26 protein-coding genes are annotated in these 26,086 nt (G+C 72.5%); 15 read left to right on the top strand and 11 right to left on the bottom strand.

The genetic code is table 11. From position 1 onward, the window contains the following. The first annotated feature begins 15 nt into the window (after positions 1-15). Positions 16-909 (top strand): GNAT family N-acetyltransferase, encoded by an 894-nt coding sequence (locus ACGFI8_RS20020; protein WP_392806806.1) that lies wholly within the window; start codon positions 16-18, stop codon positions 907-909. A gap of 29 nt (positions 910-938) precedes the next feature. Here the strand turns inward: ACGFI8_RS20020 and ACGFI8_RS20015 are convergent, their stop codons facing one another. Then, the gene (locus ACGFI8_RS20015; RefSeq protein WP_392806804.1) at positions 939-2,156 is read right to left on the bottom strand and encodes a hypothetical protein; all 1,218 of its coding nucleotides are present in this window, start codon (positions 2,154-2,156) and stop codon (positions 939-941) included. A 141-nt stretch (positions 2,157-2,297) separates the two neighbouring features. Here ACGFI8_RS20015 and ACGFI8_RS20010 point away from each other — a divergent pair, with 141 nt between their 5' ends. Further along, on the top strand, positions 2,298-2,492 hold the full coding sequence (locus ACGFI8_RS20010) for a hypothetical protein (RefSeq protein WP_392806802.1): 195 nt from the start codon (positions 2,298-2,300) through the stop codon (positions 2,490-2,492). Between the two features lie 183 nt (positions 2,493-2,675). Here the strand turns inward: ACGFI8_RS20010 and ACGFI8_RS20005 are convergent, their stop codons facing one another. Further along, positions 2,676-3,671, bottom strand: a complete 996-nt coding sequence (locus ACGFI8_RS20005) for a zinc-dependent alcohol dehydrogenase family protein (protein ID WP_392806801.1) — start codon at positions 3,669-3,671, stop codon at positions 2,676-2,678. A gap of 117 nt (positions 3,672-3,788) precedes the next feature. Between ACGFI8_RS20005 and ACGFI8_RS20000 the strand changes: the two genes are divergently transcribed. The 3 genes from ACGFI8_RS20000 to ACGFI8_RS19990 all read left to right on the top strand — a co-directional run bounded on the left by ACGFI8_RS20000 (position 3,789) and on the right by ACGFI8_RS19990 (position 6,423). Next, complete coding sequence (locus ACGFI8_RS20000) at positions 3,789-4,412, top strand: GNAT family N-acetyltransferase (protein WP_392806800.1); 624 nt, start codon at positions 3,789-3,791, stop codon at positions 4,410-4,412. A gap of 86 nt (positions 4,413-4,498) precedes the next feature. Continuing rightward, positions 4,499-5,032 (top strand): PadR family transcriptional regulator, encoded by a 534-nt coding sequence (locus tag ACGFI8_RS19995; RefSeq protein ID WP_392806798.1) that lies wholly within the window; start codon positions 4,499-4,501, stop codon positions 5,030-5,032. Next, a complete protein-coding gene (locus tag ACGFI8_RS19990) occupies positions 5,032-6,423 on the top strand; it encodes a DHA2 family efflux MFS transporter permease subunit (protein WP_392806797.1) in 1,392 nt (463 codons plus the stop codon). The genes ACGFI8_RS19995 and ACGFI8_RS19990 overlap by 1 nt, the downstream gene beginning before the upstream one ends. Positions 6,424-6,446: 23 nt before the next feature. Here the strand turns inward: ACGFI8_RS19990 and ACGFI8_RS19985 are convergent, their stop codons facing one another. Then, positions 6,447-6,761 (bottom strand): hypothetical protein, encoded by a 315-nt coding sequence (locus ACGFI8_RS19985; RefSeq protein WP_392806795.1) that lies wholly within the window; start codon positions 6,759-6,761, stop codon positions 6,447-6,449. 19 nt (positions 6,762-6,780) lie between these two features. Further along, positions 6,781-7,491 (bottom strand): HD domain-containing protein, encoded by a 711-nt coding sequence (locus ACGFI8_RS19980; protein ID WP_392806793.1) that lies wholly within the window; start codon positions 7,489-7,491, stop codon positions 6,781-6,783. 33 nt (positions 7,492-7,524) lie between these two features. On the opposite strand from ACGFI8_RS19980, the gene ACGFI8_RS19975 reads away from it, so the two are divergent. Continuing rightward, the gene (locus tag ACGFI8_RS19975; RefSeq protein WP_392806792.1) at positions 7,525-8,316 is read left to right on the top strand and encodes an expansin EXLX1 family cellulose-binding protein; all 792 of its coding nucleotides are present in this window, start codon (positions 7,525-7,527) and stop codon (positions 8,314-8,316) included. 28 nt (positions 8,317-8,344) lie between these two features. Here ACGFI8_RS19975 and ACGFI8_RS19970 read toward each other — a convergent pair whose 3' ends face one another. Genes ACGFI8_RS19970 through ACGFI8_RS19960 form a run of 3 tightly spaced genes read right to left on the bottom strand, consistent with a single transcriptional unit; the run spans position 8,345 to position 10,000 of the window. Beyond that, positions 8,345-8,764, bottom strand: a complete 420-nt coding sequence (locus ACGFI8_RS19970; protein ID WP_392806790.1) for a DUF1810 domain-containing protein — start codon at positions 8,762-8,764, stop codon at positions 8,345-8,347. A 26-nt stretch (positions 8,765-8,790) separates the two neighbouring features. Then, positions 8,791-9,120, bottom strand: coding sequence for a nuclear transport factor 2 family protein (locus ACGFI8_RS19965; RefSeq protein ID WP_392806789.1), 330 nt, complete (start codon positions 9,118-9,120; stop codon positions 8,791-8,793). Positions 9,121-9,133: 13 nt separating this feature from the next. Then, positions 9,134-10,000, bottom strand: a complete 867-nt coding sequence (locus ACGFI8_RS19960) for a hypothetical protein (RefSeq protein WP_392806787.1) — start codon at positions 9,998-10,000, stop codon at positions 9,134-9,136. 59 nt (positions 10,001-10,059) lie between these two features. Between ACGFI8_RS19960 and ACGFI8_RS19955 the strand changes: the two genes are divergently transcribed. Beyond that, positions 10,060-10,557: a MarR family winged helix-turn-helix transcriptional regulator gene (locus ACGFI8_RS19955; protein ID WP_392806786.1), complete on the top strand. Its 498-nt coding sequence runs from the start codon at positions 10,060-10,062 to the stop codon at positions 10,555-10,557. 41 nt (positions 10,558-10,598) lie between these two features. Here ACGFI8_RS19955 and ACGFI8_RS19950 read toward each other — a convergent pair whose 3' ends face one another. From ACGFI8_RS19950 to ACGFI8_RS19940, 3 genes are all read right to left on the bottom strand, one after another. Further along, complete coding sequence (locus ACGFI8_RS19950) at positions 10,599-12,719, bottom strand: carbohydrate-binding module family 20 domain-containing protein (RefSeq protein ID WP_392806785.1); 2,121 nt, start codon at positions 12,717-12,719, stop codon at positions 10,599-10,601. Between the two features lie 164 nt (positions 12,720-12,883). After that, on the bottom strand, positions 12,884-14,815 hold the full coding sequence (locus ACGFI8_RS19945) for a glycoside hydrolase family 13 protein (protein ID WP_392806783.1): 1,932 nt from the start codon (positions 14,813-14,815) through the stop codon (positions 12,884-12,886). Between the two features lie 69 nt (positions 14,816-14,884). Further along, a complete protein-coding gene (locus tag ACGFI8_RS19940) occupies positions 14,885-15,892 on the bottom strand; it encodes a LacI family DNA-binding transcriptional regulator (protein WP_392806913.1) in 1,008 nt (335 codons plus the stop codon). A 204-nt stretch (positions 15,893-16,096) separates the two neighbouring features. On the opposite strand from ACGFI8_RS19940, the gene ACGFI8_RS19935 reads away from it, so the two are divergent. From ACGFI8_RS19935 to ACGFI8_RS19915, 5 genes are all read left to right on the top strand, one after another. Next, positions 16,097-17,332: an extracellular solute-binding protein gene (locus ACGFI8_RS19935; RefSeq protein ID WP_392806911.1), complete on the top strand. Its 1,236-nt coding sequence runs from the start codon at positions 16,097-16,099 to the stop codon at positions 17,330-17,332. 6 nt (positions 17,333-17,338) lie between these two features. Beyond that, positions 17,339-18,874, top strand: coding sequence for an ABC transporter permease subunit (locus ACGFI8_RS19930; RefSeq protein WP_392806782.1), 1,536 nt, complete (start codon positions 17,339-17,341; stop codon positions 18,872-18,874). After that, positions 18,871-19,728: a sugar ABC transporter permease gene (locus ACGFI8_RS19925; RefSeq protein ID WP_392806781.1), complete on the top strand. Its 858-nt coding sequence runs from the start codon at positions 18,871-18,873 to the stop codon at positions 19,726-19,728. Before ACGFI8_RS19930 ends, ACGFI8_RS19925 begins: the two co-directional genes overlap by 4 nt. Beyond that, positions 19,725-21,431 (top strand): alpha-amylase family glycosyl hydrolase, encoded by a 1,707-nt coding sequence (locus tag ACGFI8_RS19920; protein ID WP_392806779.1) that lies wholly within the window; start codon positions 19,725-19,727, stop codon positions 21,429-21,431. Before ACGFI8_RS19925 ends, ACGFI8_RS19920 begins: the two co-directional genes overlap by 4 nt. 197 nt (positions 21,432-21,628) lie before the next feature. Beyond that, positions 21,629-22,582 carry an RICIN domain-containing protein gene (locus ACGFI8_RS19915; RefSeq protein WP_392806777.1) on the top strand — a complete coding sequence of 318 codons (954 nt, stop codon included), beginning with the start codon at positions 21,629-21,631 and terminating at the stop codon, positions 22,580-22,582. Here the strand turns inward: ACGFI8_RS19915 and ACGFI8_RS19910 are convergent. After that, complete coding sequence (locus ACGFI8_RS19910; RefSeq protein ID WP_392806776.1) at positions 22,571-24,052, bottom strand: MFS transporter; 1,482 nt, start codon at positions 24,050-24,052, stop codon at positions 22,571-22,573. The genes ACGFI8_RS19915 and ACGFI8_RS19910 overlap by 12 nt on opposite strands. Before the next feature lie 320 nt (positions 24,053-24,372). Here ACGFI8_RS19910 and ACGFI8_RS19905 point away from each other — a divergent pair, with 320 nt between their 5' ends. The 3 genes from ACGFI8_RS19905 (at position 24,373) to ACGFI8_RS19895 (ending at position 25,977) form a co-directional block, all read left to right on the top strand. After that, a complete protein-coding gene (locus tag ACGFI8_RS19905; protein WP_392806909.1) occupies positions 24,373-24,711 on the top strand; it encodes a hypothetical protein in 339 nt (112 codons plus the stop codon). After that, positions 24,708-25,187, top strand: coding sequence for a roadblock/LC7 domain-containing protein (locus ACGFI8_RS19900; RefSeq protein WP_392806775.1), 480 nt, complete (start codon positions 24,708-24,710; stop codon positions 25,185-25,187). The genes ACGFI8_RS19905 and ACGFI8_RS19900 overlap by 4 nt, the downstream gene beginning before the upstream one ends. A 100-nt stretch (positions 25,188-25,287) precedes the next feature. Beyond that, on the top strand, positions 25,288-25,977 hold the full coding sequence (locus ACGFI8_RS19895) for an RraA family protein (RefSeq protein WP_392806773.1): 690 nt from the start codon (positions 25,288-25,290) through the stop codon (positions 25,975-25,977). The last annotated feature ends 109 nt before the right edge of the window (positions 25,978-26,086 follow it).

Here is a 26,086-nt window from a genome sequence, read left to right as displayed (position 1 = left end):
GGTTAGGTTACGCGGATGAGCCCGCGCCTGGAGTTTTGCACCGATCCGGGGGAGTTCCTCGCGGCGGCCGGTGACTACCTGGCCGCCGACCCCGTGGTGAACACGATCGTGACCTCCTTCGCGCATCGGCTGCTGGCGCAGCGGGCCGACGGGGTCGCGCAGCCCGAGCGCAACTGGTGGCTGGTGGTCAGGGACGGGTCCGGCGCCGTGGTCGGTGCCGGGATGCGCACGGCGCCGTTCGAACCGTATCCGCCGTTCCTGCTGCCGATGCCCGACGAGGCGGCGGTCGCCCTGGCCTGCGCGCTGCACGAGCGCGGGCAGGAGGTGCTCGGGCTCAACGGCGCCCTTCCCGCCGTCGAGTTGTGCGCCGCCGAGCTGGCCCGGCTCGATGGGGGCCGGGTGCGGGTCAGCCGGCACACGCGGCTGCACGAGCTCGGTGAGCTGGCGTCGCCGGCGCCGGTGCCCGGCGGCCTGCGGGTCGCGACCGAGGACGACCTGAATCTGGCGACGGAGTGGTTCGACGCGTTCGCGGGCGACGCCGACGAGCAGGCGGGCCGGCCGCGCGGTTCCAGCGCGCACGAGGTGCCCGATCGCGCGGAGATGCTGCGCCGGCTGCGATCCGGATGGGTGTGGTTCTGGGTCGACGAGACCGGGGAGCCGGTACACCTCATCGGCGCCAACCCGCCGTCGTTCGGGGTGGCGCGCGTGGCGCCGGTGTACACGCCGCCGGCGCAGCGCGGCCGCGGCTGGGCCAGCAACGCGGTCGCCGCGGTTTCCGGGCGGATCCGGGCCGATGGCGCGCGGGTGTGCCTGTTCACCGACCAGGCCAACCCGACCTCGAACAAGATCTACGCCGCCCTCGGCTACCGGCCGGTGGCCGACATGGCCAACCTGGTCATCGTGCGCTGACGCCGGACGGGCCGCGGGCCAGACGCGGCCTACCGGCCGGCGCGGTCCAGGTCCTCGGCCTCCGCCCGGGCCAGCTGCGCGTCGGTGCGCAGGCCGATGACGGCGGCGAAGTCGGCGAAGCGCCGCAGGTGTACCACCAGTGCCGGCCGGGCCCCGTCCGGATCCTCCGCGGCCCAGCGGCGCGCCTCCGCCAGCCCGTTGCGCTGCGCCTCCAGGGCGGCACTGCGCTGCCCGCCGGCCTGCCAGCGCGCCTCGGCCAGCGCGCCCCAGGCCTTCGACAGCGCGCGGGCGTCGCCGGATTCGCGGTACCGCTCGATGTCGGCCTCGGCCCGGGCCACGCGGAACGCCGCGGGGCCGATGTCCGGTGACCCGGTCGCCCGCGGCCGCTCCGGCACCTCGCGGGAGCGGCCGGTGTCCGGTGACCCGGTCGCCCGCGGCCGGTCCGGCACCTCGCGGGGGCGGCCGGTCAGGACCCCGACGGCGGCCACCAGAAGCCATCGCCGGCGCCGCTGGCGCAGCAGCTTGCGCCGCTGCCGGGCGATCGTCGCCGCGAGGGGCGGGAGGCGGCCGGAGCCGACCTGGTGGTGTTCCAGCAGTTCGAGCAGGTGGATGTACAGCACGCGCCCCCGGATGCTTCCCCAGGCGTTGCCGGCGAGCATCGACAGATCGCGGTACGCCTGCTCCTCGAGCTCCTCGTGGTGCCCGGCGTGGGCGAGCGCCTCGAGGAGCATGGCGCTCGCCCGCACCCGCCCGCGGGACCACGAGGAGGCCGCCGCGTACGCCTCGCGCAGCGGCGCGATGGCCTCCTCGGCGCGCCCGCGCCGCAGCAGCAGCCCGCCGTACACCAGCATCGGCTCGAGCGTCCGCGGGCGCGGCAGCGTCCGCGCGTCGGCCAGCACCCGCTCCGCGAAGCCGAGCGCCTCCTCGGCGCGGCCCGCCCGATCGAGCAGCGACGCGACGGCCGTGAGGTCGTCCAGGCTCGCCGCGCCGCTCGCGCGGTCCCGGTAGGCGAGGCACTCGTCGACGTCGCGGGCGGCCTCGGCCGTGCGCCCCCTGACGTACAGGCACGCGGCACGGACGGCGAGCGCTCGTGCCATCGCCGCCGGCTCCTGCTCGGCGAGCGGCCGCCGCAGCGCGACCGCCTCGTTCGCCAGGTCGATCGCCCACGGATGCCGGCCCGCGCGCGACCACTGCAGCGCCGACACTTCCTTGCGTCGTGCCACCCGTCGCCGGCGCGCCTGCTCCATCGGTCCACCCCCGGGCCTCAGGGTATGGGTGTCGCGCCACCGTCGACCCGGGGCGGCGCCCGTCGCGGGCGATTGTGCGGGTGGTTGTGCCGTCCGGTGTGACGGGGTCCGGCGGCCGGCGGCCGGCGGGACGATAACGGGATGGAGGAGTACCGGGAGATCGTGTCGGACGTCCTCACGACCGCCGGCGGAGCGCAGGCCTGGATCGAGATGAACCTTACCGGGTACCTCACGAAGCGGTGCTCCGGTTGCGGCATCGACGAGGACGCGGAGGCGTTGACGCCGGCGATGCAGTGGTTGGCCGAGCACGCGTCGACCTGCGCCGCCCGGCCGTAGGTGAAACGGGCGACGCAGGTCGACGGGGGGTGCTCGCGTCCACCCCGGTGCCGGTCGCCCCGATGTACACGTAGCTGCCCTGCACGTACGCGTCGAGCCGGCACGTCCGGTTCGGCTGCACCGTCACGGTCTGCTGGCACTGCGCGGTGTCGCTGGCGGTCACCGAGCCGGCGAGTGCCTTCGTCACGCCGGAACGAGGAACACCTTTCCCTGCCGGCCGGGCGATTCGGCCTGGGTGACGGCGGCGGCGATCTCGTCGAGGGAGTACTCCCGGCCGGGGGAGGTCTCCAGAACACCCTCGCGCAGCAGGTCGGCGACGTCCTCGACCAGCCGGCGCCGCGCGTTCTCGTCGAGGCGGGGCAGCCAGTAGCCGAGCCAGAAGACCTCCAGGACGCGGCGGCCCGAGAGAATGTAGCCCGGATCGTCACCCACGAGCATCGGCTCACCCGTCAGGGAGCCGTAGACCAGCATCCGGCCCTCCTCGCCCAGTGCCTTGAACATCTGGGTTCCGGTCTCTCCGATCACCGGATCGATGGCGTACTTGACCCCCTCCGGACCGACGACGCCGCGCACCTGCTCGTCGATCGGCCCGTCGGTGGACACGATGACGGCGTCGGCACCGAGGCGCCGCAACTGGGCGACCGCTTCGTGGCGGCGCACGACGTTGACGGTGCGGATGCCGTCGCGCTTGGCCAATTTGATGATCATGCGGCCCAGCTCGGAACTGGCCGCCGACTGCAGCAGCCATTCGCCCCTCGGGACCGCCAGCACGTGGCGCACCATGAGGACGGCGGACGCCGGGTTGATCATGAAGGACGCCGCCTGCTCGTCGGGAATGTCGTCCGGCACCGGGATCAGGTCGCGGGCGGGCACCACGGAGTACTCGGCCCAGTTGCCCCCGGGGCCGTTGAGGACCACGACGCGGCGCCCGGGAACGGGACCCTGCGCCCGCGGCCCGAGCGCGTCCACGACACCGACGCCCTCAAACCCGACGGGCGCCGGGAAGCGCGCCTCGACGCCCGCGTAGTGGCCCCGCACGTACAGCAGGTCGGACGGGTTGACGGGGCTGGCCAGGATGCGGACCCTCGCTTCACCCTGCCCCGGTTCCGGAACCGGCCGCTGCTCGACCGCGAGGACCGTCGCGGGCTCACCGTACTGCTCGAACTGAATGGCCTTCATCGTGTGTTCTCCTCACTCTTTCCCGGTTCGCGCCATCAGCCCGAGCGGCTACCCGCCACCGGAGCGCCTACACGGTCCGTCCCGGAACGGGTCGCGCACCGGCTGTAGGGTGCTGGCGTGACGTTGCGTCTTGAGGGTCCGGTGCTGGAGGGCAAGCTGGTGCGGCTGGAGCCGCTCTCGCCCGGCCACGCCGCCGACCTGACCGAGGCCGTGTCCGGCGACCGCGCGACGTACGGCTTCACCTGGGTGCCCCGCCCCGACGAGATCCCCGACTATCTCGCCGAGATGCGCCGGCGGCAGGAGACCGGGCGCCTGTCGCCGTACGCGCAGATCGATCTCGCCACGGGGCGCGCGGTCGGGGCGACCGCCTACTGGGAGCCGCGCTGCTGGCCGGGCACCGAGCGGCTGTGCGCGGTGGAGGTGGGGTTCACGTGGCTGGCCCCGGCCGCGCAGGGCACGGGCCGCAACGCCGAGGCGAAGCTGCTGCTGTTCACCCACGCCTTCGAGGGATGGCAGGTCGCCCGGGTGGACCTGAAGACCGACGCCCGCAACGAGCGCTCCCGCGCGGCGATCGCCGCGACCGGCGCCGTGTTCGAGGGCGTCCTGCGCAACTGGTCGCAGTCCTGGGTCCCCGGCGAGGAGGGCCGCCTGCGCGACTCTGCGATGTTCTCGATCGTCGCCGCCGAGTGGCCGGCGACCCGTGACCGCCTGCGCGCCCGGGTCGCCCGCCACACCGCCTGATCCGACCCGGCAACGGCCATCTTCCGGCGGAGCTGGCACCCGTGCGGGGTTGCTCGTCCAGTTGTACCTATGTCAGGCTGGACGGCATGTACCTGGACATCGTGATCCTCAGCCACCTGCAGCGCGGGCCGGTTCACGGGTACGAGCTCAAGCGACGGGTGTCCGCGACCACCGCCTACGCGCTGCACAACAACACGCTCTATCCGGCCCTGCGCCGCTTCGAGGAGGCCGGCGCGGTCACCAAGACCGCCGAGCAGCAGGAGGGCAAGCCCCCGCGGCACGTGTACGAGCTGACCGCCGTCGGCCGCGAGCTGCTGCACGACATGCTCGCCGACCTGCCGCCGGAGCAGGCCGCCGACGAGCCGGAGTTCCTCACCCGGCTCGGGCAGTTCGAGCAGCTCACGCCCGACGAGCGGCGCCGCGTCCTGCAGGCGCGCGCCGAGGCCCTGCACGGGCAGGCGCGGCACATGCGCGCCCTGGCCGAGCAGACCGCGGCGAGCCCGCGCAACCACCGCTGGGGCGGCCTGGTCGTGGCCGAGCTCGCGGACCGCGTCGAGCGCGAGCTGGCCTGGATCGCCCGGCTCGCGGAGCTGGCCGGCGACGACGAGCGGACCGGGTGATGACGGCCGCGGTGCACGACGGGCCGCGACTCGGCGGGCTCATGCAGCTCGGCCTGCTCGCGGGGCCGCTGCTCACGATGGTCGACTCGTCGATCGTCAACGTCGCCGCCCCCGACATCGCGCGGGAGCTCGGGGCCGGCCTGCCGACCACGCAGTGGGTGGTCAGCGGATACCTGCTGGCGCTCGCCGCCGGGCTCACCACCACCTCGTACCTCGCCCGGCGCTTCGGCACCATGCGGGTCTACGGCGTCGCCCTGGCCGCGTTCGTGGTGGCGTCGGCCATCTGTTCCGCGGCTCCGGGCATCGGGCTGCTCATCGCCGCGCGGGCGCTGCAAGGACTTTCAGGGGCGCCATTGGTACCGCTCGCGATGAGCGTCCTGCTCGGCCGTCAGGGCGCGGCGCGGCGGATTCCGCTCGCGGCCGGCCTGCTGTTCTTCCTCGCGCCGGCCATCGGGCCCTCGGTCGGCGGGCTGCTCATCGCGGCCGGCGGGTGGCGATGGATCTTCCTGGTCAACCTGCCGATCGGGGTGCTGGCCCTGCTCGGGGTGCGCCGCCTGCCGGCCGGGGTCGCGCCGGACGCGGACGGGCACGCCCGGCCGGACCCGTTCGGCCTCGCCCTGCTCAGCGCCGGGCTCGTCGGCACCCTGTACGGTGCCAGCCGCGCCACCGTGGACGGCTGGACGCAACCCGTTGCACTCGGCGCGCTGTGCGGCGGCGGGGCGCTGCTCGTGGGGTACACCTTCTGGGCCTGGCGCGTGCAAGAGCCTGCGGTCGACCTCACGCTCTTGCGGCACGGGCGCTCCGCGCTTGCGCTGGGGCTCGGCGTGACGTCATCGGTGGTGGCGTTCGCGGCGGTGTTCCTGCTGCCCGTGTTCACGCAGTCGGTGCAGCACCACACCGCGTTCGCGACCGGGCTCGCGCTGCTGCCGCAGGGCCTGATCACGGGCGTCGGCGCCGCGGTGGGGCAGCGCCTCGCCGGGCGGTACGGCGTGCGGATGCTCGTGTGCGCCGGCTTCGTGCTGCTCGGGATCGCGAGCGCCGGCCTGCTGCTGATCACGTCGTCGACGCCGCTGTGGGTGACCGCGCTGATCCTCTCCGGCCGCGCGGCCGCGATCGGCTTCGGCATCACGCCGCTGCTGTCGGTCATGCTCCAGCCGCTGACCGACGCGCAGATGGCCGACGGCAACACGCTGTTCAACATCGCCCAGCGCCTGGGCGGGTCGATCGGCGTGGGCGTGCTGGGTTCGTTGCTCGCCGCCCGCGCGACCCGGGTCGGCCCCATCGCCGGGTTCCACGAGGTCGGCCTGGTGCTGACCGGGCTCGCCCTGGCCGCCGCCCTGCTCGCACTCCGCCTGCCCAGCCGCGCCCTCCCGGCCCCGGCCGCCGCCTGACCGGCACGCCGCGGAACCGGTCGTCAGTCGGCCGGTAAGGGCATGACCGGGTGCAGGCGCTCCACCGTGGCGGCGAGGGCCTCGCCGAAGGTCGGGTCGGTCCACACCGCGTCCTCCAGGGCGCGGACCACGCGGCGACGGGTGCCGGCGCTCGGCGTGGGGGACTGCGCGGCCTCGAGCTCCAGGCTGCGCAGCGCCGGATCGTCGTCCAGCTTCGCGCGGACCAGCCCGGCCAGCCCGCGCAGCTGCTCCTCGACGGCCGGCTCGGCCGTCTCGGCCCGGCCGCGGCTCCACAGGTGCGATGCCAGCCAGCCGACCGCGAGTTCCACCATCGTCACGATGAATACCTTCGCATATTCACCGCCCGTCAAGAATGGCCGCGAACCGCTCCTCGGCGAGGTCGAGCTGGCGGAAGATGTGCTGTTTGACGAGGCGGGACAGGGGCGTGTCCGGGCGGCCGACGAGTTCGCGCAGCACGGGGACCATGGGGCGGTACTTCGTCGCCGAGCGTTCGACCTTCGGACCCGTGGTGTGGATCACACCGACGCCGTTGTCGGTGAAGTCGGAGACCTTGATGACGCGCGCCCACGGCTCGCGGTCGAGGCTCTTCCTGACGTGCTCGCGGTACTGCTCGTGTCGGTCGTACGACGGGTCGTACTCGGGGTTGGTGACCGCGGCGACGAGCCGCGCGGCGCGCTCGCCGAACCGGGCGGCGAGCACGGCCACGGCCTGCGCGGCGGTGGCGCCTGGGCGGCCGGCCAGCTCGTCGGGGTGGTCCTCGACGGCGTCGTGCAGCACGGCGGCGGCGATCACGTCGACGTCGGAGACCTGGTAGTGGTGCATGACGCGGATCGCGACCCGCAGCAGGTGGTTGACGTACGGCTCACGCACCCGGTGGTCGTGGCGGTGCAACTCGGCGGCGAGGTCGAAAGCGGCGGCGAGACGGTCGCGGTCGGGCCCGGCGAAACGGCCGATCTCCAGGCGGTACCGCTCCCGCAGCCCCGCCTCGCCATAGATTTCCGTAATCGCGTGCATCGGCATGGTTCCGAGGTACGACGGGAACTCCATGCCTATGAATTACCAGACCGTACAATCCCGCACGTGCATCGCCGTCATCTTCGCTGGATCGTGCCCGCCGCCACCGCCGTCGTCGCCACGGTCGTGGCCGTCGTGCTCGCGACCCAGGTCGGCGGCAACGCGGCGTGCGCGGCTGGTGGCTCCGCGTCGTACTACACCGCCGGGCGCAACGGCATGTGCAACCTCGGCACGCCCGCCGAGGGCGCGTACGCGGCGATCGGGCGCGCCGAGTACGCCGGCGGGAGCGCGTGCGGCACCTACCTGGACGTGACCGGGCCCAACGGCACCACCCGCGTGCAGGTCGTGGACCTGTGCCCGAGCTGCCCGGCCGGCAAGGTCGACCTCGGCAAGGGCGCGTTCGCCCGCATCGGCGCGCTGAGCGCCGGCATCATCCCCGTCACGTACGCCACCGTCCGTGACCCCCAAGTCGGGACGCTGCAGGTGAAGCTCAAGGGCGGCACCGCCCGCTCGTCGCTGAGCGTGGTGGTGAACAACCACGGCAACCCGCTGTCCACTGTGGAGCTGCAGACGGAGTCGGGTTTCACCGCCCTGCGCCACGGCGAGGACAACACGTGGACGGGCCCGTCAGGCGCGCTGAGCGCCCCGGTGACGCTGCGGATCTCCGACGCGTACGGCCACCAGGCGCTCGTGCCCGGCCTGGCGCTGGGCCGCAACGACTTCCAGCAGACCCAGACGCCGCTCTACGGCGGCCCGTCGCCGTCCACCGTGGAGTCCTCCGCGCCGGCGTCCCCGGCACCGTCGCCGTCGGTCACGACGGTGGCCGCCGCGGCGACCAACCCGCCGCCGAGGTGCTGAAACCTACCGGCGTGTTCGGAAGTGCGGGTCAGAGCCGGCGGATCGTCTCGGCGTCCGGCACGCCGTCGAAGTAGCGGTGCAGGACCCGGGCGAAGCGCCGCTCGGCCGGATCCGCGTGCGCGAACAGCGTCATCGACGAGCGCAGCTTCATGGCGTCCACCTCGCCGAAGATCTCCACGGCGGTGTGCCGGCCGTCGGTCAGCAGCACGTCGGCGCACTCCAGCAGGCGGGGACCCAGCACCGGATGCTGCAGGTATGCGCGGGCCTCGTCGAGCGAGCCGATGGCGTACCGCTGCGACGTCGCGCTCAGGCCGAGCCCCGCGATCTGCGGGAAGACGAACCACATCCAGTGGCTGCGCTTGCGGCCCTTGCGCAACTCGGCGACGGCCTCCGGGTAGACGCCGGCCTGTGCCTCGACGAACCGGGACAGCTGGTACGGATCCTCCATACCGCCCACGGTACCGAGGCCGGGCACTACGCCAGGCCGTCGAACTCCGCGTCGAGCTCCGCGATCCGCCCCGCCGACCAGCGCAGCCGCAGCGTGCCGGTGCCGCCCCGGCCCCACTCGAACCGGGCCACGTCGGCGTCGCCGTCCGACAGCACCGACGTCACGCCGATCGTGTCGTCGGGCGGCGCCTCGGCGTATGCGGTCGCGATGGCGTCCCGCCCCACGTACGGGCTGCCGGGATCGCCGGCGACGCGCAGCGTGGCGTTGTCGCCGAAGCGGGCCAGGTAGCCGGTCCAGTCGCCGCTGCGCACGCCCTCGTTGAACAGCCGGCACTGCTCGAGCAATCGCTCTGCCATGCCGCTTTGTGTATCACCTGTATCGATCTGTGTCACTGGTGTCCGAAATCATGGGAAACCTCGTCTCCGCGGCGGTGCCGGGTGCCGGCGGGGGCTGGGTGGGGTCGACGCCGTCGAGGAAGGCGGTGGCCTGGGCGGCGGTCCGCGCGGCGCCGATCGCCGTCGCCCAGCGGGCCACCTCGCCGGCCAGCGCCGTGGCGCCCGCCTCGTCGCCGGCGTCGCGGGCCAGCACGGCCAGCAGCATCTGCTGCGACAGGGTGCCGGGCACCGCGCCGGCCCGGGCGCCCGCCTCGGTCGCGTCGCGCCAGCGGGACAGGGCGGCGTCGTGGTCGCCGCGGTCGTGGTCGTGATCGCCGAGGTGGCGCTGGGCCTCGCGGCGCAGCAGGTCGTCGCCGGCCGAGTTGTGCAGGGCGATCTCGTAGTGCGCCGGCGCCGCCTCGCGCTCGTCGAACAGGTTGTCGGCGACCAGGCCCAGGTACATGTGCGCCCAGCCGAGGCGCAGCGGGTCGGGCGCGGTCTCGGCGAGCAGCTGCGCGCGCCGGCGCACGTTGCGGTCGGGCCGGCCGAAGCTCTCCCGGTACTCGTAGCGCAGCCAGGCGAAGTCCAGGTCCCAGCGCCCGGCGGGGTCGAGCCCGAACTCGTCCACCTTGGACAGCCGGGCGGCGGCGTCGCCCACCCCGGTGAACCAGCCGGAGTCGACGGCGATCTCGGCCGTGGCGAGCGCGACCCGGGCCGCGGCGCCCCGGCCGGCGGCGCCCTGCGGGAGGCTCGCGAACGCGGCGTCCAGCAGCGTCGTGGCCCGCTCCCACCGTCCGGCGTTGGCGAGGTTCCGTGCGGCGTCGACCAGCAGGCCGACCGGAAGGGTGGCGTTCTCGGTCATGCGCCGAACGGTAGTAACCGAAAAAACTATCCACAAGAAAACTAGTTATCGTGGGGGACATGCGGGAGGAGCAGGACGCCGCGGACCGGCATGTCGGGGTGTGGGCCCGGGAGCTGGACTCCCTCGACCCGGTGGCCGAGGCCATTTTCGTACGGCTGGCGATCCTCGCCCGGCACCAGGCCCAGCGGCGACGGGACGTGCTCGCCGCGGGCGGCCTGCAGCACTGGCAGCTGAAGGTGCTCATGATGCTGCGCCGGGCCGGGCCGCCGTACACGGCCAGCCCCTCACAACTGGCCGACCTGCTCGGCCTCACCCGCGGCGCGCTCTCGGCGCGACTCGCGGCGATCGAGGAGCAGGGCTGGATCGTGCGCGAGCAGGACGCCGGGGACCGGCGGCGGGTCCACGTGCGGCTCACCGAGGCCGGCAACGAGGCCTTCCTGCGCCACGTCGGCGGCGAGGAGCGCGGCGAGTCGGCACTCCTGTCGGCGCTGAGCCCGGCCGAGCGCCGGACCCTCGCCGACCTGCTGCGCAAACTGGTGCTCGCGGCCGAGGGGTAGCGCGGCGTCCACAGTGGACACCGCGCCACCCCGGGGTACAACTACTTCCAGGTCGCGTTGACCGTTTGCGCCGTGGTGCCGGTGTTCAGGGTGCGGTTCGCGCCGCTCTCCCAGGTCACCGAGCCGTCGGAGTTCTTCTTGATGAACTTGTACTCCACGGCGGTGTTCGCCGGCAGGGTCACCGTCGCCGACCAGATCGGGTAGTTCGCCGAGGACATGGCGATCGCGCTGCCGGTGTTCCACGAGCCGAGCGCCGGGATCGAGCCGACCACGAACACGTTCTGCCCCCACGTGGTGGTCACGTTGGCGTTGAAGGTGACCGCCGGGTTCGACGTGGACGAGCCGTTCCACGTCGTGTCGATGCTGCCGGTGCCCGAGGCCGGCACGGTGTACGTGTGGTTCGAGCCGGGCTCCCACGTCACGTTGCCGGCGGCGTCCTTGGCGATGAACTTGTACTCGATCGCCGTGTTCGCCGGCAGCGACACGGTGGTGCTCCACGACGAGCCGTTCGCCGTCATCGGCAGCGCGGCCGAGGTGTTCCACGACCCGAGCGCGGCGACCGAGCCGACGAGGTAGATCGGATTGCCGCTCGGCGCGCCGGTGACGGTGAACGAGACGCCGCTGGCCGACGGGGTCGGCGACGCGGTAGGCGAGGTGGTCGGGTTGGCGCCGACGCGGGCGTTGACGTGCAGGGCGACGGCGTCCTTGGCCGCCACGCCGAGGGTGGCCTGGCCGCTGCCGTTGACCGTGACCGTCGGGCCGGAGCAGGTCTGCGCGGCGGCGTTGTAGTCGCCGTGGATGACGTCGCAGTAGACGCCCGCGGGCAGGCCGGTGCTGAAGGTGCGCGACGACACCGCGCTGCCGCCGTTGTCGATCGCGATCCAGCCATTGGTACCGCGGCTGAAGGCGATCGCGTTCGAGCCGTCCGACCACCAGTTGCCCACGGTCGTGTCGGCGCGGGTGGCGTTGTGGAAGCCCACCATGTTCTTGATCGCGCGCTGGCGGTGCTGGCACTCCCAGCCGCTGCCGCAGGTCACCGCGGTCACGAACCCGTTCGCGTCGGCCGGCGGCGACGCGTCGTTGTTGCTGAAGGTGAACGAGCTCATCACGTTCGGCGTGCCGAAGTTCCAGGCCAGCATGAAGACGTTGGCGAGGGTGTCGGTCGCGCCGGCCTTGTAGTTGAGCGTCGAGCCGTTGCGCTCGGTGTCGTGGTTGGAGACGAATGCCGTGGACTTCGCGCTGGGCTCGAGGCCCCAGCTGGGCCCGAACGTCTGCAGGTTGGCGATGCTGCCGTTGAACTGGTTCTTGAGGTTGGTGGCGTAGTTGAACTCGAGGATGCCGCCGATGCCCTCGTACGCCGACGGGGCCAGGTTGCCGGAGCCGCCCGGCATGACCTCCTGCGCCCAGTACACGCTCTGGTTGGTGAGCTTGCCCTTGATGGCCGACAGGTCCGCCGGGGCCATGTGCTTGGCCGCGTCGACCCGGAAGCCGTCCACGCCGGTCGAGATGAGGTCGTTGAGGTACCCGGCGATCTTCGTCCGCACGTAGTCGGTGCCGGTCTTGAGGTCCGACAGGCCGACCAGCTGGCAGTTCCAGACCTCGGTCTGGTTGTTGTAGTCGTGGATCTGGTTGTCCGACTGGGGGCAGTCGGAGGGGTAGAAGTGGAAGTCCGAGGAGCTGTACCCGGCGCTCGGGTAGCTGTAGTTGTTGGTGAAGCTCGCCCCGCCGTACGCCGTGGTGCTCGACTGGTTGGCGCCCGTCATGTGGTTGATGACCGCGTCGACGTACACCTTGACCCCGGCGGTGTGGCAGGCGTTCACCATGCTCTGGAACTGCGCCCGGGTGCCCATGCGGCTGTTGAGGTCGTAGGCGGCGGGCTGGTAGATGTCCCACCACGGGTGGCCGGCGACGCTGATCGAGTCCTCCGGCGGGGCGACCTGCACCGCGCCGTAGCCGGCCGGGCCGAGCACGTTCGTGCACTCGGTGGCGATGGAGTTCCACGGCCACAGCCACAGGTTGGCGATGACGTCGTTGCTGCCGGTGGCGGCCTCGGCCTTGCGGTTGCCGGACAAAAGCGGCACGGCGAGCGCCGCGCCCAGCAGCAGCGCGGCGGCGACGGCGACGGTTCTGGTGAGGCGTCTGGACAGGCGGGGTACGCGCACGGGTGGCCTCCGGAATGGCGGTAGCGGAGTGGGGTGTGCCATGACGATCCGGTGGCGGCCGGATCGATTGACGCTGAGCCTCTTCCTCGTGGAAACCTAAGTCAAGGACCTTGCAAGGATTGCCCAAAAGCACTTCTCGCAAGGTCCTTGAGCTGCAGAAACTATCAGGAAGATCTGACAGTTCTTGCAAAGATCCACACCGTGGTGTCCTCCGGAAGCGTCCCGCCCGCGACGGTGCCGCTGGCCAGGGCCACGCGCGAACCGGGCGGATCGGGCAGCGCGACGGGCCCGCCGGACAGGTTCACGACGCAGCGCAGGCCGCCGCGGGAGAAGTCCAGCACGCCGGGCGCGCTCTCGTGCCACCGCAGCGGGCCGGTCACCGCGCGGCGCAGGGCGAGCGCCGCGCGGTACAGCTCCAATGTGGACGACGGGTCCCCGGCCTGCGCGTCCGCGGCCAGCGCCGACCAGTCCGGCTGCGGCAGCCAGGACCGGCCGGTGGCGGAAAACCCGTGCGCCGGCGCCGCGGCGGTCCACGGCAGCGGCACCCGGCAGCCGTCGCGGCCCGGATCCGTGCCGCCGGAGCGGAACCAGACCGGGTCCTGGCGCGCGTCCGCGGGCAGGTCGAGCACCTCGGGCAGGCCGAGCTCGTCGCCCTGGTACAGGTACGCCGAACCGGGCAGCGCGAGCATGAGCAGCGCCGCGGCGTTGGCCCGGCGCAGCGAGCCCAGCCGGGTCGGGTGCCGGCGCACGTCGTGGTTGGACAGCACCCAGGTCGTCGGCGCGCCGACCGACTCGGCCGCGTGGATGCACGAGTCGATGCTCGCCCGCACCGCCGCCGGGTCGTCCCAGTCCGCCTGCAGGAACTCGAAGTTGAACGCCTGGTGCAGCTCGTCGGGCGCGGTGTAGCGGGCCAGCCGCTGCGGCGTGGACGCCCACGCCTCGGCGACGGCCATGCGCTGCCCCGGGTACGAGTCGAGGATCTTGCGCCAGGCGCGGTAGATCTCGTGCACGCCGTCCTGGTCGAAGTACGGCAGCTCGCGCCGGCCGAGCAGGCCGATCTGGCCGGTCGTGCCGGCCGCCGGGTACCCGGCGGCCTTCATCATCCCGTGCGCCACGTCGACCCGGAAGCCGTCGACGCCGCGGTCCAGCCAGAACCGCAGCACCGACTCGAACTCGAGCCGGACGTCCGCGTTGTCCCAGTTCAGGTCCGGCTGGGCGGGGTCGAACAGGTGCAGGTACCACTCGCCGTCGGCCACCCGCGTCCACGCCGGGCCGCCGAACACCGACTCCCAGTCGTTCGGAGGGTGACCGTCCGGTGTCGCCGGGTGAAAGTGATACCGCGCCCGCGCCGGATCGCCCGGAACGGCTTGCAGGGCTTGCGCAAACCACGGGTGCTCGCTGGAGGTGTGGTTGGGCACCACGTCGATGATCACGCGCAGCCCCAGGTCGTGGGCGGCGGCCAGCATCGCGTCGAAGTCGGCGAGGGTGCCGAAGGCGGGGTCGACGTCGCGGTAGTCGGACACGTCGTAGCCGCCGTCGACCATGGGGGAGCGGAAGAACGGCGTGAGCCAGATCGCGTCGACGCCGAGGTCGCGCAGGTGGGGAAGGCGCTCGCGCAGCCCGATCAGGTCGCCGTCGCCGTCGCCGTTGCCGTCGGCGAAGCTGCGGACGTAGATCTCGTAGATGACGGCCGTGCGCCACCACGGCTCCGCCGCTTGCTCCCCCTTCGCCGTTTCCCGTTCCACCGCCGCCGCCACTGCCGGCACCGCCGCCGCTGCCGCAGCCGGCGCGGTGCGCACCGTGGTCGCCGCCGGCGCGACGGGTGGCGGAGGCACGGTGGGTGGGGTCGGCACCGCGGCGGCCGGGTCCGCGCCCGCGCCGGCGGCCAGGTCCGCTGCACCAGGGGTCAAGTCCGCACCCGCGCCGGTGGCCGCGTCTGCGCCGGTGGCCGCGTCCGCACCCGCATCTGTGGCCGAGGTCGCGCCCGTGGCCAGGTCCGCGCCACGGGTCAGGTGCGCGCCCGCGCCGGCGGCCGCGTCGGCCTCATCGCCGGAGATTTGTCGTGGTGCGACAGAAAAGTCCGAAATATCGGACATAGTGGTCCCTTCGTGAGGCGTGATTGTCCGGGCGCGGGCCGCCAACCGCGCCGGATCGGGGTGGGGGAGTCAGCGGGGCGCGATGCCCGTGGAGCCGCGCACGACGAGCTCGGGCGCGAAGAGGTACTCCGAATGCGGGCTCGGCTGCCCGTTGATCGCGTCGACCAGTGACTGCGCGGCCGCGTTGGACATGGCCCGCACCGGCTGGCGCAGCGTCGTCAGCGGCGGGTCGGTGAACGCGATCAGCGGCGAGTCGTCGTAGCCCACGACGGACACGTCGCGCGGCACCGACAGGCCGCGCGAGCGCGCCGCCCGCACCGCGCCGAGCGCCATGAGGTCGGAGCCGCACACCAGGCCGGTGACGCCGCGGTCGAGCAGCCGGTCGGCGGCGGCGTGCCCGCCCTCGACGCCGAACAGCGACAGCTCGATGTTGTTCACCAGGCCGTGGCGCAGCATCGCCTCGCGGTACCCGAGAATCTTGCGCTGCACCGGCAGGTACCGCTCGGGGCCCGAGATGAGCCCGATGCGCGTGTGGCCGAGCGAGGCGAGGTGGTCCACCGCCAGCTCGCTGGCCCGCACGTCGTCGCAGGAGATGCACGGCGCCTCGAGGCCGGGCACCAGCCCGGTGACCATGACGATCGGCAGCGGGCGGTCGATCAGCTTGCGGTACCGGTCGTGGTCGGCGGTGGTGTCCGCGTGCAGGCCGGAGACGAAGATGATGCCGGCGACCGCGCGGTCCAGCAGCATCTCGACGTACTCGTCCTCGGTCACGCCGCCGGGCGTCTGCGTGCACAGCACGGGCGTGTAGCCGTGCCGGGCCAGCGCCGACTCGATGACCTGCGCGAACAGCGGGAAGATCGGGTTTTCCAGCTCCGGCGTCACGAGGCCGACGAGGCCCGCGCTGCGCTTGCGGAGCCGTTCGGGGCGTTCGTAACCGAGCACGTCGAGCGCGGTGAGCACGGCGTGCCGGGTGTCCGCACTGACCCCGGGCCGGTCGTTGAGCACCCGCGAGACGGTGGCCTCGCTGACCTCCGCCTGCCGGGCGATGTCAGCGAGACGAGCTCGTGGAGCGTCCATGGCCATGGGTCGAGAGTAAGCGGCCGTACGGCGAAATTGAAAGTCGACTGGAAGGTCTTTCATTCTTTGCAACTCCTTGCTACGGTCTGCGCCACCGGCAATCGATCGACACCCCTGGTATCGATGCCGGCACACCCTCCCTGGCCGCGCGACGGCTCCAATCACCGTCGCGGGCCGGGCCCCTGAACAGGAGTTTCCATGCGCATCCCGCTGCGCGTCGTCGGCGTGCTCGCCCTCGCCGCGTTACCCCTCACGGCCTGCGGGTCGTCGAAAACCCCCGAAAGTGCCTCCACGCAGCCGACCGCGACCCTCACCATCTGGGCGGACGACCAGCGCTCGGCGGCCCTCAAGCCCTTCGCCGAGTCCTTCGGCAAGGCCAACCACGTCGACGTGCAGGTCCAGGCGGTCTCCAAGGACCTGCAGACCAACTACGTGACCGCCGCGCAGTCCGGCAAGGGCCCGGACATCGTCGTCGGCGCGCACGACTGGATCGGCAACCTGGTCCAGAACGGCACCATCGACCCGATCCAGCTGTCGGACTCGCAGAAGTCCGCGTTCGCCGACGTCGCCGTCAAGGCCGTCACGTTCAACGGCCAGGTCTACGGCGTGCCGTACGCGATCGAAAACCTCGCCCTCATCCGCAACACCGACCTGGCGCCCACCGCGCCGGCCACCATCGAGGACCTCGTCGCGGCCGGCAAGGCGCTCAAGGACGCCGGCAAGGTCAGCAACATCCTGTCGCTGCAGGTCGGCCAGAACGGCGACGCGTACCACATCTACCCGCTGTTCAGCTCCGCCGGCGGCTACCTGTTCGGCACCAAGCCCAACGGCGACTACGACCCGGCCGACCTCGGCGTCGGCAAGCCCGAGTCGGTCGAGGCGTTCAAGAAGATCGCCGCGCTGGGCGAGAAGGGCTCGGGCGCGCTGACCCGCTCGGTCAACAGTGACAACGCCATCCCGGCCTTCACCGGCGGCAAGGCGCCGTTCCTCATCTCCGGGCCGTGGGCCGTCGCCGACATCAAGAAGGCCGGCATCAAGTACGACATCACGCCGATCCCGCCGTTCGCCGGCGGCAAGCCCGCGCAGCCGTTCGTCGGCGTGCAGGCCTTCTACGTGGCCAGCAAGGGCAAGAGCAAGGCCCTGGCCAACGAGTTCGTCACCAACTACCTCACCAAGCCGGACCTGCAGGTGGCGCTGTACCAGGCCAACCCGCGCCCGCCGGCGCTGACCGCGGCCATGGACCAGGTCAAGGGCGGCGACCCCGACATCGAGAAGTGGCTCACCGCGGGCAAGGGCGGCGCCGTGCTGCCGGCCATCCCGGCGATGGCCGCGGTGTGGGACCCGTTCGGCAAGGCGGAGTCGGCCATCGTCGGCGGCGCCGACGTGCCCGCCACGCTGACCGGCGCGTCGAAGACCATCACCGACGCGATCAACAAGTAGCGCGCCATGACGGACACGCACCCTCGGGGCATCGTCGTGAAGATCGCGGTCCTCGGGCTCGCCCTGGCGCTGGCGGTCTACGCCGCCTTCCCGCTCGCCGGCGCGCACGCCTGGGGATGGCTCGCCGTCCTCGTCGTCGTCACCGGGCTGATCTTCGCGATCTACCTGTCGCCGCGGCCGGTCCCGGCGAAGTACCTCGTCCCGGGGGTGCTGTTCCTCCTGGCCTTCCAGGTGATCCCGGTCCTCTACACCGTCGCCACCGCGTTCACCAACTACGGCGACGGGCACCGCGGCACCAAGCAGGACGCCATCACCGCCATCCAGAGCTCCTCCGTACGGCAGGTGCCCGGCTCCGCCGAGTATGCGCTGTCGGTGGCGCTGGACGACGGCGGCCTGAAGTTCCTGCTGCTGGCCTCCGACGGCAAGGCGTACGCCGGCGACGCCCAGGGCCTGCACGAGCTCGCCGCCGGCGCGGTCACCGTCACCGGCGGGCGCATCACCGCCGCCGACGGCTACCAGCTGCTCGATCTCGGCCAGGCGACGCAGCGCAACGACGAGGTGCTCGCCTTCACGGTGCCCACGCCGGACGGTGCGATCCGCGCCTCCGGCCTCACCCGCGCGTACACCGGCCAGGCCACCCGCTTCTACGACGCCGGCTGCGACTGCGTCACCGACCGCGGCAGCGGCGCGCAGTGGTTCGCCGACGAACGGACCGGCGAGTTCGTCGGCAGCGGAGGCAGCGCAGGCGGCGAGCACCTCGCGCAGGGCTGGAAGGTGAACGTCGGGCTGCACAACTTCGCCCGCGTGGTCACGGACCCGCGCATCGCCGGGCCGTTCCTCAAGTCCCTGGTGTGGAACCTCGCCTTCGCGGTCGGCTCCGTGCTGGTGACCTTCGCGCTGGGCCTTGCCTGCGCCCTCGCCCTGCACACCGACCGGCTGCGCGGGCGGAACATCTACCGGGTCCTGCTCGTCCTGCCGTACGCGATGCCGTCCTTCGCCATGCTGCTGGTCTGGCGCGACCTGTTCAACCAGGACTTCGGCCTCATCAACCGGGTCACCGGGCTGCACGTGGACTGGTTCGGCACCCCCTGGACCGCCCGGCTGGCCGTTATCGGAGTGCAGCTGTGGCTCGGCTACCCGTACATGTTCCTCGTCGCGACCGGCGCGCTGCAGGCGATCCCGCGCGAGATGGCCGAGGCCGCGTCCATCGACGGCGCCAGCGCCGCACAGCGCTTCCGCCGGGTCACGCTGCCGCTGCTGCTCGTCGCGCTCACCCCGCTGCTCATCTCGTCGTTCGCGTTCAACTTCAACAACTTCAACGCCATCTACCTCACCACCGACGGCGCGCCGTTCCCGCCCGGCAACTCCAGCATCGGCGCGACCGACCTGCTCATCACCTACACCTACCGGCTCGCGTTCGGCGGCTCCGGCGCCCAGTTCGGCTTCGCCGCGGCGATGTCGGTCTACATCTTCGCCATCGTCGCGGTCATCTCTGTCATCGGCTTCCGCCGCAGCCGCAAGCAGGAGGAGGTCTACACGTGACCGCCCGAACCATCGCCTGGGTCCGGCGCACCGGCTGGCGCCACGGCGCGGGCCTGCTCGCCGTCGCCTTCTCGCTCTTCCCGATCCTCTTCGTGGTCTCCGCCGCCCTCAACCCGCTGGGCTCGCTGAGCTCGACCGGCCTGATCCCCGGCTCGGCCGGGCTGGGCAACTTCGGCGACCTGTTTCGCAAGACCGACTTCGCCCACTGGTACCTCAACTCGGTGCTCATCGCCGGCATCGCCGCGGCCGCCGGCGTGTTCCTGTCGATCCTGGCCGCCTACGCGTTTTCCCGCATGCGCTTCCGCGGCCGCCGGGCCGGGCTCGTCTCGCTGCTGCTCATCCAGATGTTCCCGCAGTTCCTGTCGGTCGTGACCATCTACCTGATCTTCGCCGGGCTCGGCGACTTCTACCCGGCGCTGGGCCTGGACAGCCCGTGGGGGCTGATGCTGCTGTACCTCGGCGGCGCCCTGGGCGTGAACACCTGGCTGATGAAGGGCTTCCTCGACACCGTACCCAAGGAGCTCGACGAGTCCGCGGTCATCGACGGCGCCAGCCACGCCCAGATCTTCTTCCGGGTGACCCTGCCGCTCGTCGCGCCGATCCTGGCCGTCACCGCCCTGCTCGGCTTCATCGGCACCATCAACGAGGTGCTGCTCGCCAACGTCTTCCTGCACAGCGACGGCGCGAAGACCCTCGCGGTCGGGCTCTACGGCCTCGTCGCCGAAAAGCGCGACGCCAACTTCGGCATGTTCTGCGCCGGCTCGCTGCTCACCGCGATCCCGACCGTGGTGGTCTTCCAGGCGCTGCAGCGGTACATCGTGTCCGGCCTGACGACCGGGGCGGTGAAGGGATGATCCACCACGACGGGTCGGCGCTGTACGTGCCGGACCAGAACCCGCGGCTCGGCGCGTGCGTGGACGTGTGGCTGCGCACCGGCCCCGGCGTGCGCGCCGTGCACGTGCGCTCGGTCGAGGACGGCGAGCCCCGCTTCACCGCCGCCACCGCCGAGCGCCGCGGCGGCGAGCTGTGGTGGCGCGCCGGCGTCCTGGTGCGCAACCCGGTCACCCGGTACCGCTTCCACGTCGACGGCGACTGGTACACCGTGCTCGGCCGCTTCGCCCACGACGTTCCCGACGACACCGACTTCCGCCTCGTCGCCCACCCTGGCCCGGCGCCCTGGACCCGCGAGGCGATCGTCTACGAGATCTTCCCCGACCGCTTCGCCCGCTCCGCCACCGCGCCGGCCACCCCCGACTGGGCGGTGCGCTGCGACTGGGACGAGCCGGTCGAGGGCCGCGGGCCGCTGGCCTCGACGCAGTGGTACGGCGGCGACCTCGACGGCATCGCCCGGCGCCTGGACCACATCCAGGACCTCGGCGCCGACACCGTCTACCTGACGCCGTTCTTCCCGGCGCGCTCCAACCACCGCTACGACGCCGTCGCCTTCGACCGCGTCGACCCGCTGCTCGGCGGCGACCGGGCCCTGCGCCGCCTCGCCGATGCCCTGCACACCCGCGGCATGCGCCTCGTCGGCGACCTCACCACCAACCACACCGGCGTCGAGCACCCGTGGTTCGACCAGCCCGACCTGTACTACATGAGCGCCGACGGCGGGTACGAGTCCTGGCTCGGTGTCCCGTCGCTGCCGAAGCTGAACTGGCACTCGGCCCGCCTGCGCCGGCGCTTCGTCACCGATCCGGACTCGATCGTGCGGCGGTGGCTGCGCTACCTCGACGGCTGGCGCGTCGACGTGGCCAACATGACCGGCCGGCGGGCCGCCGACGACCTGACCCACGAGGTCTCCCGGCTCATCGCGCAGGCGGTCCGCGCCGCCCGCCCCGACGCGCTGCTCGTCGCCGAGCACGCCCACGGCGCCGGCGCGGACCTCGATGCCGGCGGCTGGCAGGGCACGATGAACTACGCCGGCTTCCTGCGTCCACTGTGGAGCTGGCTGCGCGCCGACGACCTCGACCTGCCCGACTTCCTCGGCGTCCCCGGCGGCGTGCCGCGCCGCGACGGCCACGCGCTGGTGCGCACGATGCTGTTGATGATGGCCAGCATGTCCTGGCGCGCGTGGACCCACTCGTGGAACCTGCTCGGCAGCCACGACACCGCCCGCATCCGTACCGTGGTCGGCGACCTGGGCCGGATGGAGGTCGCGGTCGGCCTGCTGGCCACCCTGCCCGGCGTGCCGATGATGTTCGCCGGCGACGAGTTCGGCCTGACCGGGTCCAACGGCGAGGAGGCGCGCACGCCGATGCCGTGGCGCAAGAGCCTGCAAACCCTGCCATGGTACGGCCGGCTGCTCTCCCTGCGCCGCAAGCACCCGGCACTGCGCGGCGGCGGCCTGCGCTTCGACCACGTCGGCGCCGACGCCGTCGCGTTCTGGCGCGAGACCCACGACGAACGGCTGCTGATCCTGGCCCGCCGCGCGCCGGGCACGCCGGTGCCGCTGCCGGACGTGCCCGAGGCGACGAACCTCTACGGCGGCGCCGAACTCGCCGGCGGACTGCCCGCCGACGGCCCGACGCTGCAGATCTGGTCCTGCCCGCCGTAGCTCAAGCTGCTGCGCGCACCGGCGCCAGGTCGAGGATCCGGGATAGACATTTAAGCATTTACACCTATTATTCCATGCGGCGAACGTGATGCCGCCGGGTGTAGTGAACGAGCCCTGGTCCTGAGGAGGCGTGTGTGCGATCCGATCCCGTAAGCGGAAGGCTCCCGTGGTGGCGGGGCGTCGGCCGGATTCGGCCGGTGCGACTGCTGGTCGTGCCGCTGGCCGCCGTATTGATGGTTCCGCTGGGTAGTGCTGCCTCAGCCTCGGCCGCCGGTGCCGCCGGACAGGCGCCGGCGTCGCTGAGCGCGGCGGCCGGTGCGTCCACGGGCATGACGGCCCTGGCGGCCTCCGCCGCCGCCACGGTCTGCGCCAAGGTGGCCGCCAAGGCCGGCTTCTCGTACACCGCGAACGTCAGCACCTCCGCGGGCAACGTCCGGCAGATCGTGATCGCCGTGGCGGTCGCCATGGCCGAGTCGAGCTGCAACCCGTCGGCGGTGGGCCAGAACCCCGGCTCGATCGACCGGGGCCTGTGGCAGATCAACAACTACTACCACCCCGAGGTCAGTGACGCCTGCGCCTACCAGGTCCAGTGCAACGCCAACGCGGCGTGGAACATCTCCAGCCACGGCAGCAACTGGACCCCGTGGTCGACCTACAACAACGGGGCGTGGAAGAACTACCTGGACACGGCGCGCGACGCCATCACCGGGTTTTCGTTCCAGCTGAAGAGCCGGGGCGCCGGCACCTGCCTGGACGCCATCTCGTCCGACGTGCGCAACGGCGGGAGGATCGCCCAGTGGCCCTGCAACAGTAGCGACAACTACCAGCAGTGGCGCGTGGTGGTCGGTGTGAACAACTACAACCCGGTGCTCCAGAACGTCGGCACCGGCACCTGCCTGGACGCCATCTCGTCCGAGGCGCGCAATGGCGGGCGGATCGTCCAGTGGGCCTGCGACACCACCGGCGATGCCTACCAGCGGTGGTGGTTCGCGGGCAGCGGGCAGCTCAACAGCAACGGCGACGCCAACGCCGGACTGCACAACGCCGGTTCCGGGACGTGCCTGGACGCCGACGCATCGACCGCGGGCCAGAACGGGAACATCTTCCAGTGGGCCTGCTCCGGCAGCGACCTGTTCCAGCTATGGAACTGACCGCGTGACAACGGGCCCCGCGGGCTGGACTGCCCGCGGGGCCACCAGCGGCTCTCCCTGCGCGTCCGGGGTCGCGGTCGTCGTCGCGGGCGCCGTGCGGTGGCGCGGGATGAGCAGGGCGACCGCGACCGCGAGTGCCGCGGCCGCGCCCAGGGCCGCGAAGGCGGCGGTGAAGGCGGACTCGGTCGGCAGGCCGTCCGGGCGCAGGCCGCTGGTCACGATGGAGCTGACCAGTGCCGTGCCGATGGAGGCGCCGATGGTGCGGATGTTCGCGTTCATGCCGCTCGCCGCGCCGGTCTGGGCCATCGGGACGCTGTGCACGATGAGGCTCGTCATCGAGGCGTAGGCCAGGCCGATGCCGACGCCGAAGACCGCGGCGGCCGTCGCGACCTCCCAGCGGGACGAGTGGGCGAAGGCGAAGGCCGCGCTCGCCGCGGTGGCCAGCAGGGCGCCGGCGACGACCTGGGCGCGGCTGCTGAACCGGCCCGACAGCGGGCCGCTGAGCATGCCGGTGACCGCCATCGTGGCCAGCATCGGCACCATGAGCAGGCCCGCCTCGCCGACGGAGGAGCCGAAGCCGTAGCCGGCGGCGCGGGGGATCTGCATGAACTGGGGCAGGAAGGCGTAAACGCCGAACATCCCGGCGCCGAACAGCAGGGCCACGACGTTGGTGGTCCAGACGGTGGGCAGGCGCATCATGCGCATGTCGATGAGCGGGTTGCCGGAGCGGATCTCGACCGCCACCCACGCGGCCAGCAGCGCGGCGGCCAGGGCCAACAGGCCCACGGTCGGCGGCGACGCCCAGCCCCACGTGTTGCCCTTGCTCAGCGGCAGGAGCAGCGCCACGAGCCAGCCGGACAGCAGGGCCGCGGCGAGCCAGTTCACCCGGCCGGCCGAGCGCACCGGCGACGGCGGGACGAAGCGCCAGGCGAGCAGGCCGGTGACGGTGACGACGCCGAGCGGGATCCAGAACAGCCAGCGCCAGTTCAGCGCGGCGACGATCGGGCCGGCCAGCACGATGCCGGTGCCGCCGCCGAGCGCGATGACGGCCGACATCGCCCCGACCGCCGACACGACGCGGCCGGGCGGGAACTCGTCGCGGATGATCCCGAACGACAGCGGAAACAGCGCGCCGCCAAGGCCCTGCACGACGCGGGCGACGATGAGCACGGCGATATTGGGCGCGAGCGCCGCGAGCAGGCACCCGACGGCGATCGCCGCGAGGGCCGCCAGCAGGGTCCGCTCCTTGCCGATCATGTCCCCGACGCGCCCCATGAGCGGTGTGGCGACGGAGGCGGCGAGCAGCCAGGCGGTCAGCACCCACGTCACGGTGCCCGCGCTGGTGTGCAGGTCCCGCTGGATGACCGGAAGCACGGGACTGACCAGCGACTGCAGCATCGAGAACGCCGCGGTGGAGGCCGCGAGCACGCCGAACGTGAGCCGGTACGACGACCGGGTAACCTGAGGCATGCCTCCACAATATCGGAGGCAACCCTCCGGTCAACGGACATTTCCCTGTTCGGCGCGTGACGGAGATCGCAGCCCACCCGGATCGCCGGACCATGTCGCCAGGGCGCGAAGGCCGCGCCTGCGACGGTGTGATCGGCTGGCGCGACCCTGCGTAACCGGTGTATCGGTCGGCAGGTCATATGCCGATGAGCCGGTCGTCTGAAAGATGTTTCGAAACCTGCCCCCGATGATCGCCGTGTGTCAGGCTCCACCCCTAACGGATGCACGTCCCCGCGGAGGCAGGCTTGAGCAACAACCTCGACATCGCGCTCAAGAGCGCGATGAACATCGACGGCGCGATCGCGGTCGCGCTCGTGGACTACACCAGCGGCATGACGCTCGGCACGCTCGGGGGATCGCCGGATTTCGACATCACCGTGGCCGCGGCCGGCAACACCGACGTCGTGCGGGCCAAGCTTCGCACGATCGAGATGCTCGGGCTGCCCGACCGGGTCGAGGACATCCTGATCACCCTCGACAGCCAGTACCACCTCATCCGGCCGCTGAGTGCGGTCAACGGGCGCGGGCTGTTCCTGTACCTCGCGCTGGCCAAGGCCCGCGCGAACCTGGCGCTCGCCCGCCACCATCTACGCGGTATCGAAGAAGGCCTGCAGCTGTGACGTTCTTCGAGACCGCGACCGACGGGCTGCCCCGGCGCGCGGGACGGGCGGAGCAGAACTGGGCCGGCGCCGCCACGCAGCCCTTCGGCACCACGATCGATCCGGCGGCCGCCGCGCTCGCGGCGGTCCGCTCGGAGCTGTCGGACCTGCGCCTGCGCGTGCCCGGCGTGCGCGGCGCGGCGATCGGTGGGGTCGACGGCCTGCTCATCACCCATGACCTGCCGGCCGTGGTGGAGCCGCACGACCTGGCCGCGCTCGCCGCGACCACGTTCGGCCTCGGGCGGCAGACGGCCCTGGTGCTCGGCCAGAGCCCGTTCCGCGACGCCACGCTGCGCAGCGAGGGCGGGTACTTCACCGTCTACGCCGTCGGCGAGCGGGCCCTGCTCTGCGTGCTCGGCGACGACGGCATCAATGTCGCCCGGCTGCACCTGGAGGCCCGGCCGGCGGTCGCCCGGCTGGCCGCGATCCTGCCCTGAGGGCCCTGAGCCCCCTGAGGCCCCGAGCCCCACTGAGGCGGAGCCACCCGGCCGCGATTGGCCCGGACCGGACCGGGCCGGCGCGGGGCATGATGGCGCCGTGATCGATTTTTCGGACCTTTCGACCCCGCTCGTCGCCGACGCCTGCGTCCGGGCCGGCGTGCCGCCGCGGGTCGCGCCCGCCGGTGTCCGGCCCGTCGTCGCCGGGGCGCGGCTGGCCGGCCGGGTGCTGCCGGCCCGGCACTACGGCAGCGTGGACGTGTTCCTGGAGGCGTACCGCGGCGCGCGCCCCGGCGACGTGCTCGTCGTGGACAACGGCGGGCGCACCGACGAGGCGTGCGTCGGCGACCTGACCGTGCTCGAGGCGGCCGCGGCCGGCGTCGCCGGGCTGGTCGTGTGGGGGCTGCACCGCGACACCCCCGAGCTGGTCGAGATCGGCGTGCCGGTGTTCAGCTATGGCGCGCTGCCGCTCGGCCCGCTGCGGGTCGACCCGCGCGAGGACGAGGCGCTGTGCAGCGCGCGGTTCGGGGCGCACCTGGCCACCGCCGGCGACCTGGTGCTGGCCGACGACGACGGGGTGCTGTTCCTGGAGGCGGCGCGGGCCGAGGAGGTGCTCGGCATCGCGCGGGCGATCCGGGGCACCGAGCGTGACCAGGCGCGGCGGATCGCGGCGGGGGAGACGCTGCGGCAGCAGACGGCGTTCGAGGACTACCTGGCCCGCCGGGCCGCCGACCCGGCGTACACCTTCCGCCACCACCTGCGCCGCATCGGCGGCGCCATCGAGGAGTGAAACGCAGGGCAGGGCAAAGGGTCCACCGCCGTTGACGGGCACGTTCGTCAATGTGATGTTTCCATTCACATTGACGGGTGGCTACGCGCACAGCCCACGACAGCCGCGC

Origin of the sequence: Dactylosporangium sp. NPDC048998, assembly GCF_043197855.1 — a bacterium.
In the GTDB taxonomy this organism is placed as follows: domain Bacteria; phylum Actinomycetota; class Actinomycetes; order Mycobacteriales; family Micromonosporaceae; genus Dactylosporangium.
The sequence above is the reverse complement of the archived record's forward strand: the minus strand, read 5'-3'. Positions and strand labels throughout refer to the sequence as shown.